The 16,607-nt window shown below is 57.5% G+C and carries 15 protein-coding genes; all 15 read right to left on the reverse strand.

Annotated elements, in window-relative coordinates; genetic code table 11:
- Nucleotides 1-56: 56 nt before the first annotated feature.
- The 15 genes from VN622_13985 to VN622_14055 all read right to left on the reverse strand — a co-directional run bounded on the left by VN622_13985 (nt 57) and on the right by VN622_14055 (nt 16,497).
- Nucleotides 57-1,382, reverse strand: coding sequence for a glycosyltransferase family 4 protein (locus tag VN622_13985; GenBank protein HWR36967.1), 1,326 nt, complete (start codon nt 1,380-1,382; stop codon nt 57-59).
- Between the two features lie 62 nt (nt 1,383-1,444).
- Nucleotides 1,445-2,095 carry an HAD-IA family hydrolase gene (locus VN622_13990; GenBank protein HWR36968.1) on the reverse strand — a complete coding sequence of 217 codons (651 nt, stop codon included), beginning with the start codon at nt 2,093-2,095 and terminating at the stop codon, nt 1,445-1,447.
- Nucleotides 2,080-2,811, reverse strand: a complete 732-nt coding sequence (locus tag VN622_13995; GenBank protein HWR36969.1) for a nucleotidyltransferase family protein — start codon at nt 2,809-2,811, stop codon at nt 2,080-2,082. The genes VN622_13990 and VN622_13995 overlap by 16 nt, the downstream gene beginning before the upstream one ends.
- 169 nt (nt 2,812-2,980) lie before the next feature.
- Entirely contained in the window at nt 2,981-4,087 is a 1,107-nt protein-coding gene (locus VN622_14000; GenBank protein HWR36970.1) for a GHMP kinase, read from the reverse strand.
- Nucleotides 4,056-5,507 (reverse strand): sugar transferase, encoded by a 1,452-nt coding sequence (locus tag VN622_14005; protein HWR36971.1) that lies wholly within the window; start codon nt 5,505-5,507, stop codon nt 4,056-4,058. The genes VN622_14000 and VN622_14005 overlap by 32 nt, the downstream gene beginning before the upstream one ends.
- Nucleotides 5,508-5,561: 54 nt before the next feature.
- Nucleotides 5,562-6,566: a UDP-glucose 4-epimerase GalE gene (galE, locus tag VN622_14010; GenBank protein ID HWR36972.1), complete on the reverse strand. Its 1,005-nt coding sequence runs from the start codon at nt 6,564-6,566 to the stop codon at nt 5,562-5,564.
- A complete protein-coding gene (locus tag VN622_14015; GenBank protein HWR36973.1) occupies nt 6,566-7,225 on the reverse strand; it encodes a sugar transferase in 660 nt (219 codons plus the stop codon). Before VN622_14015 ends, galE begins: the two co-directional genes overlap by 1 nt.
- A gap of 6 nt (nt 7,226-7,231) precedes the next feature.
- On the reverse strand, nt 7,232-7,888 hold the full coding sequence (locus tag VN622_14020; protein ID HWR36974.1) for an SIS domain-containing protein: 657 nt from the start codon (nt 7,886-7,888) through the stop codon (nt 7,232-7,234).
- Nucleotides 7,889-8,017: 129 nt separating this feature from the next.
- Nucleotides 8,018-9,565 (reverse strand): flippase, encoded by a 1,548-nt coding sequence (locus tag VN622_14025; GenBank protein ID HWR36975.1) that lies wholly within the window; start codon nt 9,563-9,565, stop codon nt 8,018-8,020.
- A gap of 28 nt (nt 9,566-9,593) precedes the next feature.
- The gene (locus tag VN622_14030) at nt 9,594-10,913 is read right to left on the reverse strand and encodes an ATP-grasp domain-containing protein (protein HWR36976.1); all 1,320 of its coding nucleotides are present in this window, start codon (nt 10,911-10,913) and stop codon (nt 9,594-9,596) included.
- Nucleotides 10,914-10,943: 30 nt separating this feature from the next.
- On the reverse strand, nt 10,944-11,636 hold the full coding sequence (locus VN622_14035; GenBank protein ID HWR36977.1) for a hypothetical protein: 693 nt from the start codon (nt 11,634-11,636) through the stop codon (nt 10,944-10,946).
- A gap of 76 nt (nt 11,637-11,712) precedes the next feature.
- Nucleotides 11,713-13,254 carry a hypothetical protein gene (locus tag VN622_14040; GenBank protein HWR36978.1) on the reverse strand — a complete coding sequence of 514 codons (1,542 nt, stop codon included), beginning with the start codon at nt 13,252-13,254 and terminating at the stop codon, nt 11,713-11,715.
- 38 nt (nt 13,255-13,292) lie between these two features.
- The gene (locus VN622_14045; GenBank protein HWR36979.1) at nt 13,293-14,099 is read right to left on the reverse strand and encodes a polysaccharide biosynthesis/export family protein; all 807 of its coding nucleotides are present in this window, start codon (nt 14,097-14,099) and stop codon (nt 13,293-13,295) included.
- Between the two features lie 68 nt (nt 14,100-14,167).
- On the reverse strand, nt 14,168-15,817 hold the full coding sequence (locus VN622_14050; GenBank protein HWR36980.1) for a UDP-glucose/GDP-mannose dehydrogenase family protein: 1,650 nt from the start codon (nt 15,815-15,817) through the stop codon (nt 14,168-14,170).
- 59 nt (nt 15,818-15,876) lie between these two features.
- The gene (locus VN622_14055) at nt 15,877-16,497 is read right to left on the reverse strand and encodes a cellulose synthase operon protein YhjQ/BcsQ (protein HWR36981.1); all 621 of its coding nucleotides are present in this window, start codon (nt 16,495-16,497) and stop codon (nt 15,877-15,879) included.
- Nucleotides 16,498-16,607: the final 110 nt, after the last annotated feature.

The raw sequence follows: 16,607 nt of genomic DNA on the forward strand, positions 1-16,607 counted from the left end.
TTGCTTTCATGCTGCGTTTCGATTGAGTCGCATGGTCGGGCAATAACTGAATTGATCTATGCGGCAGCATCCTGTGCGCGGGCATGGTGTGCGTCCGCCGCTTGCGCTTCCGCGAGCCTTGCGGAGTCGCTCGCTGTCTCGTCGACGACGACACCTTGCGTCACGAGTCCTGTCAGAATTCTTTCAAGCCGCTGGGCAATACGGCGCCGCGAATGGTGTTGCTCAACCCACTGAAGGCCGCGCTCGCCACATTCTGCGCATAGTTCCGGAGTGTCCCGCATCACTCGAATGCCTTCGGCAAGAGCCTCTGCGTTGCCGGGTGGGACCACCATGCCACAGCCGGATTCTCGAATCACTCGCGCGCTCTCTCCAGCATGGGCTCCCACGATTGGCTTGCCGCTCGCCATATATTCGAACAGCTTCACGGAAATAATCTTTTGCAGGTAGGGCTCCGGCAGCAACAGCGACACACACAGATCGGCAAGTTGAATCATGCGCGGAACATCTTTGAACTTCTGCTCCCCGGCGAGAATCACATTTTTCAATCCAAGCGTCTGAACGCGCTCCGCCACGTCGCGCTCGCGGGAGCCGCCTCCAACGAGCAAGAAGACAATGTCCTTTTCTTTTTCGACAAGCTTGGCTGCGGACAGCAGCGTGTCCAAACCCTGCTTAATTCCCAAGATTCCTGAGAAGAGAACTACGAACTTTCCACGCAGGTGCTCAGGGCGTGAATGATTCTCACCGGACTGCGAGGGCCGGAACAGTTGCAGATCCGCGCCGTTTGGCAGGTAAACCGCCTTGCTGCTGCTTACACCTCGTTCTATCACAGTGCTTACGAATGACGGAGTGGTGCAGCAAACGCAATCGGAACAGCGGTAGATAAAGCGTTCCACCCGGCTGATGAACCGGATCGGCAGCGATCCATCCTTTGCGCCGCCGCATGCGGCGATCTCATCCGGCCACAGGTCGCGAATGTCGAACACGAGTTTTGCCCCGCGCAACTTGGCGAGAGCAATGGCCGCAATTGCGGGAAATATGGGCGGAGAAGTTACGAACACAACGTCCACTTTGCCGGCGCGCACACCGCCCACAAACGCCGCGGGGATGAAGCTGAGGTAACTGAGCAACTGGCGCCAACGCGAGATGTTTCGCGGCACGTAATAAGAAGCCGTGCGAAGCACCGTGTACCCATCAATTTCCTCGCGCATGAATAACTTGTTCTTGTAGCCCTCGAAGGCGATGCCTTTCGGGTAGTTCGGCATGCCCGTGGCGACGAATACTGAGTGCCCCGCACGCGTGAGTTCCTGCGCAAACGGGTACATGCGGCTTGGCAACGCACCCATCTCGGGGTGAAACGCTTGAGTGATCAGAAGGATTCGCATGGTCGGGCTGGCGATAGTGGCTTCCAGAGGAGATCCAAAAACAAAGTTTCAAACGATGAAGATCAAAACAATGAAGATAATTCCGGGACGGAAACAGAACAGAAGTCGGAAACGACTTTGTCTGCACCCGCCCCAAGGAGTTGCCGCCGATGACCGTTCAAGCTAACGCCCAGGCAGCGCATTGATGCGGCCTTAGCCGCTTTCACGCCAGACACTGCATCTTCCGCGACCAGCAGCTCACGAGGGCTAAGACTGAGTCGTTCGCCGGCGAGGAGAAACGCGCGCGAACTACTTTTGCCTTCCGCAACGTCGTCCGCTGCAACGATTGTCTCGAAGCGCCGTGATATGCCAAAGTGCCCCAGAATGAAATCAGCGCGCTGGCGCTTTGCCGAGGTAGCAACCGCCTTCCTGATTCCAGCCTGCTCAATCGAGTCAAGGAAGGCAAGCACGCCCGGAACTGGCAGTAGCCCGGCGGCTTCCTCGCGGAAGAGCTTGTCTTTTCGATTGCCGTATTCCTCAAGTCTTTCTGCGGACATGTCGCCCAGGTAATGCCGGAGGATCTCTTCGCGAGTGTGGCCGTCGAGGATGTACTCAAATCCGCTGTCGCTTAAAGGCTTGCCCAAACAGGCGAACAATCGTTTCCAGGCGCGCAAGTGGCTTGGATGACTGTCAACGATGACGCCATCCATATCGAAGATCATGCCCTTAAACATGCCGGATACTCCTTCGCGCCACGCAGTCCGGGCCACTCGCTTTGAGCACGCTCATACTTCTCCATCGTTCCAATGTCCACTAAGTAATCCGTTATGGTGAACGCGAACATGCGCGCGACGAGTCGCGGCAAGAGGTCGAATCCGATATCAGCGGGCAGCTTGTCGGGAACTTCTTCGAGCACGGATGTATCGGCGATCATGAGCCCCGAGAATGCGAGATCGCTCTTCGGCCGAACTGGCTTTTCAACAAATTCTGTTACGACGCCGTTCTCGTCAGTTGCAATGATGCCGCACTGCCGCGGCTCGGGAACGTGATATACGCCAATTGTGGCAGGCGATCGCAGCCTGCGGTGGAAGCCTGCCATCTGCGTAAAGTCAGCATTCGTGAGGACGTCCGCGTATAGCACCGCGAACTCTGCCTCGTCTTTCACGAATTCGCGATTACGCCGGAGCGTGCCTGCACTGCCAAGTAATTCGGGCTCGTGGGACACGGTGACACGCACGCCAGAATTTTCAGTGTCGGCCAAGTAACTGCGAACGGCGTCCGGATGTGCATGGACATTGACGAGCACCTCGTCAATCCCGTAATTCCGGCACCAGTTCAGCCAGATGCCCAGCATCGGCACTCCGCGGATTGGCACGAGGCACTTTGGAATTGTGTTGGTGAGCGGGCGCAAGCGTGTGCCATTTCCTGCCGCAAGGAGAAAAGCTTTCATCTAGATCTCGATGGAAACAATGTCGTAAACAGCTGTTTGCGCAGCGACGAAGTCGCACAGTCGGCGGCGCAGTTATTGGACTGCATGGAGCTGGTAAAAGGGATGCTTCGACTCGGGCTTGCGCCCTCGCAGGAGGACAGAGTGTCAGTAATGGACAGACTGCTCTCGCTCAGGAGGACAAAGCTCCTGATGCGGAGGCTTGTGTGCGACCGGTTTTGTAAAAGATCCAGCGCGTGCCGCACCGCTCGTCCGCGTCGATGAACGGATCGTTGACGACGGTGTGCGCGCCCTGAAAATCGAACCTGAATCCCATGTCGCGGATGCCTTCACGCGCGAACGCTTCCCGCACTGCCTTCTGCTTGTCGCGGGGACAATACAGCAAGAGGAAGCCTCCGCCGCCGGCGCCCGTAATCTTGCCGCCTATCGCGCCGTTTGTCTGCGCGAGCCGATACAGGTCGTCGATGCGCGACGTGGAGACGTGCTGCGAGATTGCGCGTTTCGTGTGCCACCCTTCGTCCAGTAACTTGCCAAAGCTGTACAGATCTCCACGCCGCAGTACGGTAGCCACCCGGTCCACGAGCTCCCGTATGCGATGCAGATGCTCAACTGCCTGTCCTGTGTCAGCAGAAACCGATATCTCCTGATGCTTCAGGATTCGCCACGAGTCATGGGAGGCGCCAGTGAAGAAGAGCAGCAGGTTCGCCTCCAGCGCGGCAACGATATCGCGATCGAGTTCCAGCGGATCCACCTTCGTATTTCCATCTCGACAGAATTGAATGTGATTCAATCCGCCGAACGCCGCCGCGTACTCATCCTGCTTGCCGACCGGCTTTTTCAGAACGTCGCGCGCGATGTGGTACGCGCGCTCGGCAAGCTCATAGCGCGACATTGATACGTGCAGGTAAGACGATAGCGCCCTCAGCACGTTGACGCAAACGCTGGCAGAGGAGCCCAGGCCCGTACCGGGTGGAATCTCAGACGACATGAACATGTCAAACGAAAGCCCGGGAAATCCAAGTTCCTTCACCGCGGCTAGCGGTATTGCAAGCGAACTGCTCGCCACGTCTGTTTTTGCGATGTCTTCCCAAGTTTCCATCACGCGCAGGTCGGAAGAAATCACCTGCACCTGACCGTCCGTACGCTTCTGCAAAACCGTGTAGAAATACTTGTTGATGGCGGTGCTGATCACAGCTCCATCGTATTTTTCGTAATAAACCGGCATATCGGTTCCACCGCCGGCGAAGCTAATCCGCACTGGGCTGCGAACGATCAGCATTGACAATCTCCGGGGTGAACGTTTTTACGGCGTTCACGGTCTGCGGCCTTAACGTTTCTGAATGCCGGCGTTTAGTTTCCATCGCGGACTGAGTTTCGTTGTAAGCCCGGCCAGCGACGGTCAGGGCAGTCTGTACGAGTATGGTCAAATCCAGCAATGGCGACCACGAAAGCGGGTACTGCAAATCGTAACGAGTCTTGGCGTCGGAAGAATGTTGCTCGCGCAAGCCACGTACCTGCGCAAATCCGGTGATCCCTGGTATGTATAGCAATCGCTGTTTTTCCCACTCGGAGTAATGTCTCACTCGATCGGGGGGCTCTGGGCGCGGCCCGACGATACTCATGTCGCCGCGAAGGACATTGAATATCTGCGGGAGTTCCGAAATGGACGTTCTGACTAAGAACTGTTCGAAGCGGTCCAACTCGGCACTGTAGCGGTCCACGCTGAAGCGATACATGCCGAACGTGCGTCCCGCTTCGCCGCACCGCAGTTCGCGACGCAATGCCTTGCCATGCTTCAGGCGCAGTACAACCGCTGAAACGACCAGCACGGGTGCGGTGATGACCAGCAGAACCGCTGCGGTAAAAGAATCCGCGAGCGTCTTGATCACACGGGAGTGCGGCGATGATGTGTACCGCTCGAAAGAGATGAGCGGAATGCCGCCAATGTCGTGCGTGATGGCGCGGGAGACATAGAGTTCATACGCGTGCGGTACGAATGCCACCTCGATGCTCGCGTTCCTGCACTCGGCAACGAGTTTCTGTACCTCCGAGTCGCCGCTGTTCGGCAACACAATGTAAACCTGCTCGACGTTCTTGAGTGCCAGGTGTTTGGCAACACTCAGCGTAGACACCGTCTCCCTCAAAGCGTTATCGGCGATTGGTACTCCACTCTCCTGCGATTCCGGCACGAGACACCCGACCAACTCACACGCCGGATTCTCTTCGATCTTCTCGGCGAGTTCGCGCGCGATTGGACCGCCGCCAATAATCGCGACGTACTTTCTCCGGCCAACGCTGCCTTCTCGCAGCATCAGCGCCCGCAAGAGAAGGCGACTGGTTAGCGCCATCAAGAAGAACGCGACGACAAAGATGCCAATCGCCAGTCTTGAAAAGGGAACTTTGGTAATGAACGCCAGCGCCGCGACGCCCATGCTCAGAATGCTACTTGCGACGACAGCCCTGGACAGCAGGTCTGCGAATCCTCGCTGGACTTGATTGAGCGCCAACCGGTCTGACACGGCCAGCCACACCAGGATGGTGCCGAAGAGCAACGGCAACGCTTCCCGCAGCAACCGCGCCCAACTGTGGATAGCGGTGCTGGGGTGTAAGTTGATGGCGATCAACAATGCCAGTACCACACCGCCGATATCGGCCAGCATAATCGCGGATTCGAGTCTCGTCCTGCTTGCTCGCTTCATCTGTTCCCTGTGGAGCAGCGCGCAATTTCGTGGTGCGCTTCCCGCAAATTCCGATTAAGCAGCTGTCCTGGTTTGTTCGGCGGGTTTACCGTGTCCCTGTCCCAACATCCACGACCAGGCGCTGCGAACGATTTCGTCAAGGCCAGAATATTGTGGTTTCCACCCCAGTTCGGCCGCGAGCTTTGCGTGGCTGGCGACAAGAACCGCCGGATCGCCCGGACGCCGCGAGGCCATCACGACGGGCAGCGTTTTACCTGTGACCTGCTCAACTGCCCTAATCACCTCGCGTACGGAGAAAGGCGTTCCGTTGCCGATGTTGTAGGCATGGAAGCCCGGAACGTCCATTTTCTTTAGCGCGAGCAGATGAGCGGCTGCGATATCGACGACGTGAACGTAGTCGCGCACGCAAGTGCCGTCGTGGGTGGCGTAATCGCCACCGTAGATTTCGAATCGCTCACGTGCACCCGCAGCCGTCTGAAGCAGCAGGGGAATGATGTGCGTCTCCGGATCGTGGCGCTCGCCCGACGTTGGCGTGGCGCCGCAAGCGTTGAAGTAACGGAACGCAACCACGCTCCAGCCATATGCGGAGGCATACCAGCGCAGCACGCGCTCGAAGGCCAATTTGCTTTCGCCGTATGAGTTCACCGGTTCCTTGGGATGGTCTTCGGTTATCGGCACTTCGATCGGATTGCCATAAACCGCGGCTGTGGATGAGAAGACAAACCGCCGAATACCGGCATTGCGCAATTCTTCTGCGAACGCAATGCTTGCGACCAGATTGTTTTCAAAGAATGCTGCAGGATTTCGGATGGACTCCGGGATAAGTGCTTTCGCAGCGAAATGGAAAACCGAGTCGAACTGTTGCTCGCGCAGCAGTCCGCCAATCGCGCGGCGATCATTGATGTTGGTCTCGTAGAACCTGACCCCTTTGGGTACGGCGTCAATGTAGCCGGTTGAGAAATTGTCCACCACGCTCACGCTGTGACCGCGCCGCAACAGCTCTTCACAGCAGACGGAACCAACGTACCCTGCTCCTCCGGTTACAAGTATGTTCGACATCAGTACGCACCTTTCCCAACCAGGATCGCGAATGGCGTCTTCGCGATAATTGCGAAGTCCATCGCTATCGACCAGTGGCGTATGTAGAACACGTCCATCTGGACACGGTCTTCGTAAGAGACGCTCTGCCGGCCGTTCACCTGCCAATAGCCGGTCAGCCCGGGCCTGACCGTAAGCAGCAGATCGCGGTTCGCGCCGTATTTCTCCAGTTCGGCCGCCGTGATCATGCGCGGGCCCACGAGACTCATCTCACCGCGAACGACGTTGAAGAGCTGCGGCAATTCGTCGAGGCTGAACTTGCGCATCAGGGCACCGGCGAAGGTCACGCGTGGATCATCGGCCAACTTGAAATTGCGCTCGAACTCCCTCATCAATTCGGGGCGTGCGGCCAGCCAGCGGTCCGCATCCGGCCTCATGGTGCGGAACTTGAATGCATCGAATTCACCTCTCGTTCCGACTACTCGCCGGCGATAAATCACGGCTCCGCCGTCCTGCAGTTTCACGAGCAGTGCCAACGCTGCAAGTAGCGGGGAAAGGCACACCAGCAGAAGGGCTGCGAACGTCACGTCGATGCCTCTCTTCACAGCCGAGCGCAGCGCGGGGCTCGCAGCTACCGCATTCGAAACGCCAGAGTCGGGTTGTACTTTGGCCGTAGACATGCAAGCCTACGCGGCTTCGGCCAGCCTGACCGACGTTGCGGCCTGCGCATCGGCCACCATGTTGTAGAGAATCGTCGACAACGCATGTGCTGTGACGGTATGTAGATCTTCGATGATCTGCATGTTGTCCGAGGGAACGACGAGGCACGCATCGCAGAGGGCTTTCATCTTGCCGCCCTTAAACCCGGTAATTCCGATTGTCTTCGCTCCGGCAGCTTTGGCAGCTTGCAGCGCATGTAGCACGTTGGCGGAATTCCCACTGCCCGAAATAGCAAAGACGACATCGCCGGGAGCGACGAAGTTTCGCAGCTGCTCCGCGAAGACCCACTCGTAACCGACATCGTTGGCCCAAGCCGTCATGAGCGGAACGTTGTCGGTCAACGATAGTGCGCGCATTCTCTTTTTGCCGTTATTGAAAGTCACGCCCTTCCCAAGGTCGCACGCGAAGTGCGAGGCGAGCGCCGCGCTGCCTCCATTGCCAACAATGAAAACCGACTTTTCGTCACGGTAGGCTTCGAACAGAACCTCAGCAATATGATCAATCTCTTTCGGGTCCAGCTTGGCTGCCGTGGAGGTCAATATGTGTACGTATTGACGACCCTCGGTGATGTTTGGGTCCATTCCACACGTTGATGGCTGGGTCATTACACGGGTCGGCGGCATTAGAACTCCTAGATAGGGAATTTGGGCCGGGGCGGTTACTTTTGATCAGCTTTCAGGCAGTGCTTGGGGGAGGCAGAAAGTGTCTGCCTAAACCTTCCAGATACGGTGAACAGATCAGGCATGGTGAAGTCAGGCGAAGATGGCGCGCAGTACTGGAATTCTCATCAATTCAGGAAAGCTCTCAACCAGTCTTAGGTGGCCTTTGCAGAAGGCAAATACAGCCGCACAGATCACGACGGCCAGCGCTGCTGCAATATACCGATTCGGCGAGGCGAAGGCCTGGAGAGCAAGCAATCCGAGCGACCCACCCGTCACGAACAGGTAGACGGGAGCGTATTGCATATTCAACATGCGGAATCCGGGTGCGGTACGGAGAGCGAATTGAGTGATGACGTTGAGCAGTATCATGCTTAACGTTGTTGCCACGGCCGCACCCATCGCGCCGTAGCGTGGTATGAGCGCGAAACTCAACACCAGGTTTGCGATTGCGCCGGTAATGTTGACGACGATAATCGAGCGCAGTTTTCCGAATACGCGCAATGTCAACGTGTTAAACCCCAGCGCGACGTTGAAGTAGGAGCCCAGCGAAAGCAGCGCCAGGATATTGGCTGAAGCATCGTAGCGCGAACCGTAGAGCAAGTCGGTCAGCGGTTTCGAAAGAGAGAAGGTTACGACAAAAATCGGGAACGTCAGAACCGTGATCCAGGCGGTTGTACGCCAGTACAACTGGTTGAGCCCTTCGTAGTCTGCTTTCGCGAACAATCTTGCGGCGAGAGGCGTATACAGCAGGGAGAAGCTGGCCATAACTGTCAGGTTCACTCGTGCGGCGGGAACTGCAACGCGGTAGATCGCCACCTGGGTCAGGCCGTGGTAGTGCCCCAGCAGCAGCACCGCGACAGCGCTCATCATGCTACCGGTCACGAACTCTGACGTGAGGATCGGAACTGCAAATGAAAACATCTCCCGGGCAGGAACCTTAATTGTGCTGAGGCGGACGCCTTCGAACAGCCCGCGTTCAGCAATGTAGCGAGCCAATACGACTGTATAGAGCAGAACTCCGAGCAGGCTGGCTACGAGGTATCCGATCGCGAGGAAAACTGCTCCGGCATGTAGCACCATCAAGGCCAGCACTGCCGTCAGCCGCAGAACGGGTCCGACAACGTGGCTCCGAAAAAAAATCTCTCGCGGCCGTCCAAAGCTTGCGAAAAGGCTGATCAGCACCTCGTTGAATGCTTCAATCGGAACCAGGAAGATGAGGATGCTGATGATCGTGACCGCCTGCTGGCCATGATCCAGCGAGTGGAGCACTCGATCCGGCAGGGCCAAAAGCAGGACGCCTATTAACAGCAGCGTGACTCCGATGACGCCTATGGAAAGAGCGATCGTCCCGGCAATCCTGTCTTTGTCCCGCTGCTCCTGGTAGATGGGCACAAAGCGCGAAATCGATTTGTGCAGCCCCAGAGTGCTGAACGCCTGGCACGCGTTGACGATCGCAAGGGCATACGCAAAGGCTCCGTAGTCTGCCGTTGAAAGTTGCCGGACGATAAGCACCTGGGCAAGAAACACGATGCCAGTTGAAAGAATGCGTCCGGCTAGCAGCAGCCCTGAGCCGCGAATCTGCTTCCGAACCGCATCGTGCTGACCTGGTGCTGTGCTTCTGCTAGTAGTCGAAATCACGGCCTCCTTGCTTCGCGCCGAATTGCTTCTATCTCTTTGGGTTCAAGGAAATAAGGGAAGCGGCACTGTCATCCATGGAAGCCAGGCCTGATGTGGAGCCTCCGTCTTTGTTGTTTTCGAGATGAAGCCGCGAAAACATGCTTCTCACCGCAGAGCGGCACTCGAAAAAGAATGGGCCCATATCGGCCATTTGCACGTCTTCCAAATGCCCATGGCGCTCGTACACAGGAAAGAACTCGAGACACATCCTGAGCTTGGCGGCCAGGGTATGGCTGCCGTCTTCTTTCATCGCCATGATCAGGCGCTGCAGGTCGCCAAGCAGCCAGCGATTCTTCGTCCCCACGCTGTACTCCATTTGCGGTTGAACCTCTTCCCCAGCGGCGAGTCGATACAGCAAAACTGGGAAGTTCACTCCGGCTTCAATGGCGAGTTGCAGCGATCCCCAAAAACGCCCGTTGATCTCCATCAACTTTGGCTCGCCTGTCTTTGCGTCGATTTTGAATTCCACCATCGCTGGCCCTTCCCAGCCGAGGCGGCGCAACAGCGAAACGCTCTTCTCGATCAGTTCGTCATTCGGTGGGACGCTTTCGGAGTAAACGCTCACCCCCCCTGAAGGCGGCTTTTCACGAATCCGGCGATGACAGAACGCGGCCTTTAATTCGCCACGCCAAAGCAGAACGAAGACGCCCCGGCCCTCACCCTCCAGGTGCTCCTGTATAAGCGGCAACGGAATTTGTGCATGACACCGCGAGTACGTGGCGAACAATTCCTCAGCATTGTGCGCGTACTCGACCCCACCGCGGCCCCACTCCCCATCCCGCAGCAGCCAGGACAAGCGCGGCTTAACAACGACAGGGTACTGGACGCGGCCTGACAAGGCCTCCAATTCGGCAGCCCCGCTCACCCAGTACGTCTGCGGGATGCCGATGCCGAGCTGCCGGGCTTCCGAGAGCACGAAAGCTTTGTCCTGCACCCGCCGGACCTGGTCTGTGCCGGGTAACGGCAGCAAAACTCGTTGAGAAAGAAAATCCGCATCCGTACTCAACAACTGCACCGTCACATCGGTCATAGGCAACAGGATTGAGTATGGGTGCCGCCCGATGTGTTCCCGCATGAACGAACGAAACTCGCTCGGATGCGTCAGCGGGGATGGATAAGAAACCTCGGCAGAAGCCCATCGCGAGCTTCCGGCCAGGCTCCGAGCACCCGGCGAGCCTACCGTTACGGTGATGCCGGCTTGCCCAAGCGAGCGCACAACCGCCAACGTCGACCTGTTGTCGCCATCCGTGACGAAGACGCTGGACGCAGGCGAGTTCGTGGGGCGGTCGTACACCGTGCGCTCTTTCAAGTGGTTTCCGTTGCGAATCTCGAATACTTGCTACTGCCGGGTGTGAGGTGCTTCCGGCGAGTGAGGTGCGACGAGGCCAGAAGGGCGGAACCCCATGACATGTTGCTTCACTTCGAGATAGACATCCTCAAGGGGACGCGCTGCGTCGACACGGACAAAGTTCGAAAGCGCCTTCCCTTCGCGAAGAATGGCCTGTTGTCTCTCGGTGAGCCATTCCAGGGTTCCTTCCCGTTTCCGGGCGAAAAGCACTTCGGGCGGTGCCTCCAAAAAGATGATCAAGTCCGGATATGGGTACAGCTTGGCGAGCCACATCCGGTGCAAGCGTTCGCTCAGCGGTAACGCGGAGAGATCAACCGCTTCACAGGCGAAATCGAACTTGTAATAGCGGTCGTAAACGACAATGTGGCCCCGTTTCTGGTAAACCCAGGAGAGCGCGCACCTGTATGTCTCCTCTGCGAAGCGATTCAACAAACGCAGAGTGGACCACAGCCGCCCCCGCGATCGTCCCTTTGAAGGCAACTTTTGCGCCGCATCTTCAGCTTGCACCTTCAGCAGGCGTTTCAGCGCCTGGGCGATTCGCGTCGTTGGCAATGTGACATTGCTTGCGTCCGGATTTACGCCCATGTACAAGTACTTCAACCGGGTGGGGAAGGAATTCTCCAAACGGTGCGCTATCGTGGTTTTTCCCGAACCGTCCGGGCCTATCAGTGCGACCGAGAACATATCGTCTTTCCGCTTTCTTCTTCTGCTGCTCTTCGGCCCAAGAATTTTTCACTTCTTAAAAGCGCACGCCCAATCACTAGCTTGCTCGCCGATCGACACCTGTCAGCTCCGCCGATTTCGGGACGGCGGCAAGAACCGGCAATGCGAGATAGTCTTCCATTTCATCAGGCGTGTGGAACGAGGAATCCAGGTGATCCACGACGAAAGCGATTCCCATGCTCAACATCATCGCCACAAATAGCCCGATCGCGGCTTTGGTAAGCGGGCTTGTGTTAGGAATGAGAGGGATGTTAGGCGTTCCCGCCATCGCAACATTCACGATGCGACTCCGGTCCAATTCCTCGGACATGCGCGCTTCTTCCTGCCGCCGCACGGCATTCATGTAGTTTTCTTCGGCGACCTTGGACGCTCGAACGAGATCCTGCTGCTGGAACCCTTTCTCATCAAGATGCTGTCCTTTCTGCCGGTAAGCACCAACGATGCGTTCTGTTTCCGCGGCACGGGCGCGCAGTCCTGCCAGCTCCGAGCGTGCTTTAGCCAGCTCCGAACTTAACCAGTCGTAGGTCGGGTCGCCGTCCGTCGTCTGCTCAACTGTGGGTGCGCTCTCGGCTTTGGCAATTGCAGCCTGCGTTTCGGCGATTTGCTTATCCACGTCCGTAACAAGCCGATACTTGGGGTCGTACTTGTTAAGCAGGTCCGTTCGCTTCATGTTCAGGTTGAACAGCGTGGACCTGAGTTCCTCCAGCAGGGTTGCAGACGTTGTGACCGAAGTCGTTCTGCGTGGCGGCGTTGTCTTCGCTAGTGCCTCCAACTCGCTGATGCGGTGCTGTGTCTCCGATATCGCCGCCCGCGTCGTCTGCAAGCTGGCGTCGAACTCCGCCATTCTCTGCAAAGAATTCGTCTTCTCTTGTTCCGCCGCGACCACGTGTTCATTCTTTCCAAACAGGACAAGGCGCGCCTGGGCATCCGTCAGGTCCTTGCGGTACTGGTCCACCGCGTTCTGGAAGAACTTGTAGGCGTCCGAAGGGCGGTGGACTTCCACGTGCTTCTGCATGTATACGGCAGCCAAGGTTTGCAGCACCTGCGACGCCATTTCTGGACTACTGTTCGTGTACGTTATTTTGACCAGGTTCGACTGGTTCGGCGGCTGTACGTCGAGCTTGTCCTCGAGTGTTTTGACGGCGTATCCAGTACGCGTGTCGTGGTCTGGCCACATAAAGTACTTTGCTCGTCCCGGCAACAATTTGCGGTACCACGACAACCCGTTCTCCAGTCCACAGGTGAGCACGACTTTGCGCAAAACGTCCTCGCTCTGCATCAGATCGACTTCGGAGTTGACGTCCTCCTCCGATAGTTTTGCCATCTGTGCCTGTACGTCTGGCGTGGCTCTGGTAGCTGATGACACCACCGGGTCCAGGCGCTCGCGTTGTATTAGCAAACTCATCTCGGCCTGGTACTGTTCCGGCAAAACCATGATTGCCAGTAGCACGCCAATGAAAAGACCTGCGAAAGAGAGTGCAATCAGCTTGTGCCGGCGGAAGACAACCATCAGAAATCCACGCGGTGTTAGCGCGGATTGCTGAGGTTTGTAAACCACCATGCCGGTCTCGTTTTTCATCTGCTGAACTCCTTTGCTGTATTCGGGGAGGGTGAACGCTACGGGCGTATTGCGACCGTGGGGCGCGGGACGATGACATCCTTCACCTTTGAGAACGTGTTCTGCGGGACGAACAGCATGTCTCCGTTCTGCAGGCGCACATCTTCGTGGAGATCTCCCTTCGCTAACATCTTCTTCATGTTGAGCCGCTTCACTTCCATGCGATCACCGGGAAGACGTCGATAAACCCATACTTCCGAATGCTTTGAAGCCGAGGTGAATCCGCCCGCGACTGCGACCGCCTCCGCGACAGTCGTGCTGTCACGAAGTTCGTATTTTCCCGGGTGTAGTACCTGACCACCGGCTATGAAATAGGGCTTGGTAAAGTCCTTCAGGACGACCGTGATGACCGGATCGCGCAGTGTGTTCGCGTAGGCCTTGCGTACGGTTTCTCTTACTTCCGCAGTGGTCTGGTCCTGCACGCGTACGTCTCCAACCTCTTTAAGGTTGATGAAGCCATCCGGTTGCACGGCGACCGTCTGGTTCATCTCCGGAGAAAACGTGAACGTGATGTCCATGGCATCGCCCGGGCGTACCTTGTAGCGCGGGTACCGGTCTGCAAACTGGGTTTCGCCGGGCGCCGCTTGCGCAGGCGTGTCGGGCGCTGAAGCGGCAGCAGCCTGGGGCGCTGCGGAAATTGGCGCGCCTTGCAGCTGGACTGTGGAATCGGCAGGCGTCGCCGTCGAGGCCGCGCTGGGTGTTGCCGGCGTCGTTCCCGGACCGGCGGCAACCTGGGCCCACGCTGCGCAACTCAGGGTCGCCACCACGGCCAGTAAGATCGTTACAAGCGCTCTGTTGTACGTCATTCCAAAACCTCTTCTGTGTTGTTCGTACATTTCCGGGTCTCAAGCGAATTCAGCTTTTCAGCAAAATCTCATGCTGGCTCGTCGCGTAAGTTCGTTGGCAGCGTTCGATCAACGACGCCCACCGCCCGCGTAAACCTTGCGCGTTTGTTTGTCCGATCGACTGGCTTCGATGCGCGCGGAGATTTCTCGCCACGCAGCCGTCGCCGATCCGACGCACGCCCCATGCAGACGTACTCATAACCGTAGTGCCGTGCGATCTCCGGATCGAAAATATTCCGCGCATCAACCAGAACCGGCACTTTCATCACCAGCCGAAAGCGTGCGAGATCGAGTTCGCGGAATTCTTCCCAGTCGGTGAGTACCGCCACGGCGTCAGCGCCGTTACCAGCGTCATAGGCGTCGGTGCAGTAAACGATTCGTTGCGGATCTTCCGGTATCACTTGCCGCGCATTGTTCATCGCCTTCGGATCGTACAAGCGCAGGTTTGCTCCATGGCGAGCGAGCGCCTCGACGATCTTCAAACTGGGCGATTCGCGTATGTCGTCCGTGCCTGCTTTGAATGAGAGCCCCAGCACGGCGATGGTCTTGCCCTGAAGAATCCATAGAGCTTCGCGAAGCTTGCTGACCAGGCGTTGCGCCCGGCTGGAATTAATTGCTCCCACTTCCCGGAGAAGCGAGGCTTGTACGTTGTGTTCTTCAGCAAGGTGGATGAAGGCGCTAAGATCCTTTGGCAGGCAGTATCCGCCAAATCCAATGCCGGCTTCGAGGAACTGTTTGCCAATGCGCGAATCGAAGCCGATACCGTTGGCTACCTGCTTCACGTCTGCGCCGACTGACTCGCAAATGTCCCCAACAAGGTTGATAAATGAAATCTTCGTTGCCAGGAATGCATTCGCGGCGTGCTTGATCAGCTCCGCCGTATTCAGATCGGTGAACACGAGCGGGCAGTCAAGCGGCTTGTAGAGTTCGGCCAGGATATCGCGCGCGCGCTCAGACGTTACTCCGCAGACCACGCGATCCGGCTGGAAGAAGTTCGTTACCGCCTTGCCCTCCTGGAGAAATTCAGGGTTGGAAGCCACCTCGAACCGAGGCTTGTTCCATTGAGCGATGTTCGATGCCGGAGTTGGCGTCGCCACAGGACGGTTGCCACTTGATTCCTGCTCGCTTCCGGACGCCTCGGTCATCTTCGCGGCATCGTAATCGCGTGAGCCGTCGCCGTTACCGTCGTGCGCCTGCTTGGAGTGGAGAGCGAGCGCAGCGAGTTCCCGCTCTATGGTTCTGTGGATCCAGTGGCCTGTGACCGCAGGCACCGTGCTCTTTTCCACTATCAACTTATAGCCGTTCAGATTGCCGGCGATGGTGCGCGCAAGCGCCTCGATGTTTCTAAGGTCTGCGCGGCCATCTTCAGCCTGCGGCGTACCGACGCAGATGAAAAGGACCGAAGCGGCAGAGATCGCATCCTCCACTCGGGTTGTTAGCTCAAAGCGTCCCGAGCCTAAGTGCTTGCGAAGAAGATCCTGCAAGCCGGGCTCGTAAAAAGGGCACTCTCCCGACTTCATCGACTCGATCTTGTTCACGTCGCTGTCGGCGCCAATCACGTGCCACCCAAGTTCGGCGAACCCGACTGCGGTGGGTAGCCCTACGTGACCCATGCCCAGAACTGCGATCCGTAAGCTGCGCGCTCGCGTGCTGGGCCGGAAGCTTTTTAGGCTGTACATTTGCGGAACTCCTGAGCGTCGATGAGAAGAATGGGCGGACTGCCACGACGAGCGCCCGCTTAGAGCCTCGAATACAGACGTTGTGGAATCGGAAAACGTCGATTGTTCAACACTGCGCCGAGCAAGCGAACATTCGATTGCTCAAGTTCCTGCTTCGCTTTCATTGCAAGTTCGCGACGCGTCTCGTCTGCCTCAACTACGAGGACGACGCCGTCGGCAGCCCGTCCCAGCGCAACGGCCACTTGCGACTCGCCGATGGACGGTGCCTCGATCAGAACGTGAGTGAACTGCTGTAGCAATTCATCTATGCGCGTGGCCATCGCCCCAGAACTCAGCAGCGCCTCCCAGCCCGCGATTTCAGGTCCTGAAGGGATGACCAGCAGGTTGAGATTTGGCAGACGACGTCCGAACGACTGTATCGGCGCGTCGCTGAGGAGCGCAGTTGTCAGGCCGTGTTTGTTCGTCAGATCGAACACCTCGTGAAAGGTGGGCGAAGCCACCTTTGCGTCGATAAGACACACCGATGGTTGTCCCAACGTGCACAATGCCTCGGCTGCGAGCAGAGCAATCGAGTTCGCTTCCAGTGTCGCAGTGATGCCACAAAGCACGACCGCTTTTGGCGCGCTTGCTCCTGGTATAAGAAAGAGGCGGTGCACCAGTTCCTTGATCTCGGGTCGCACTTCGGTTCCAAAGGAGCGCACAGGCGCGGCCGGCGTCCCCGCTGATTCAATCAAAGTGTCCGCAGCAGTTTGGGAAACCGCAGCACTCCTCATACCAGCAGCAGCATTGC

The organism is Clostridia bacterium (assembly GCA_035561135.1).
Classification (GTDB): Bacteria; Acidobacteriota; Terriglobia; order Terriglobales; family Acidobacteriaceae; genus DATMYA01.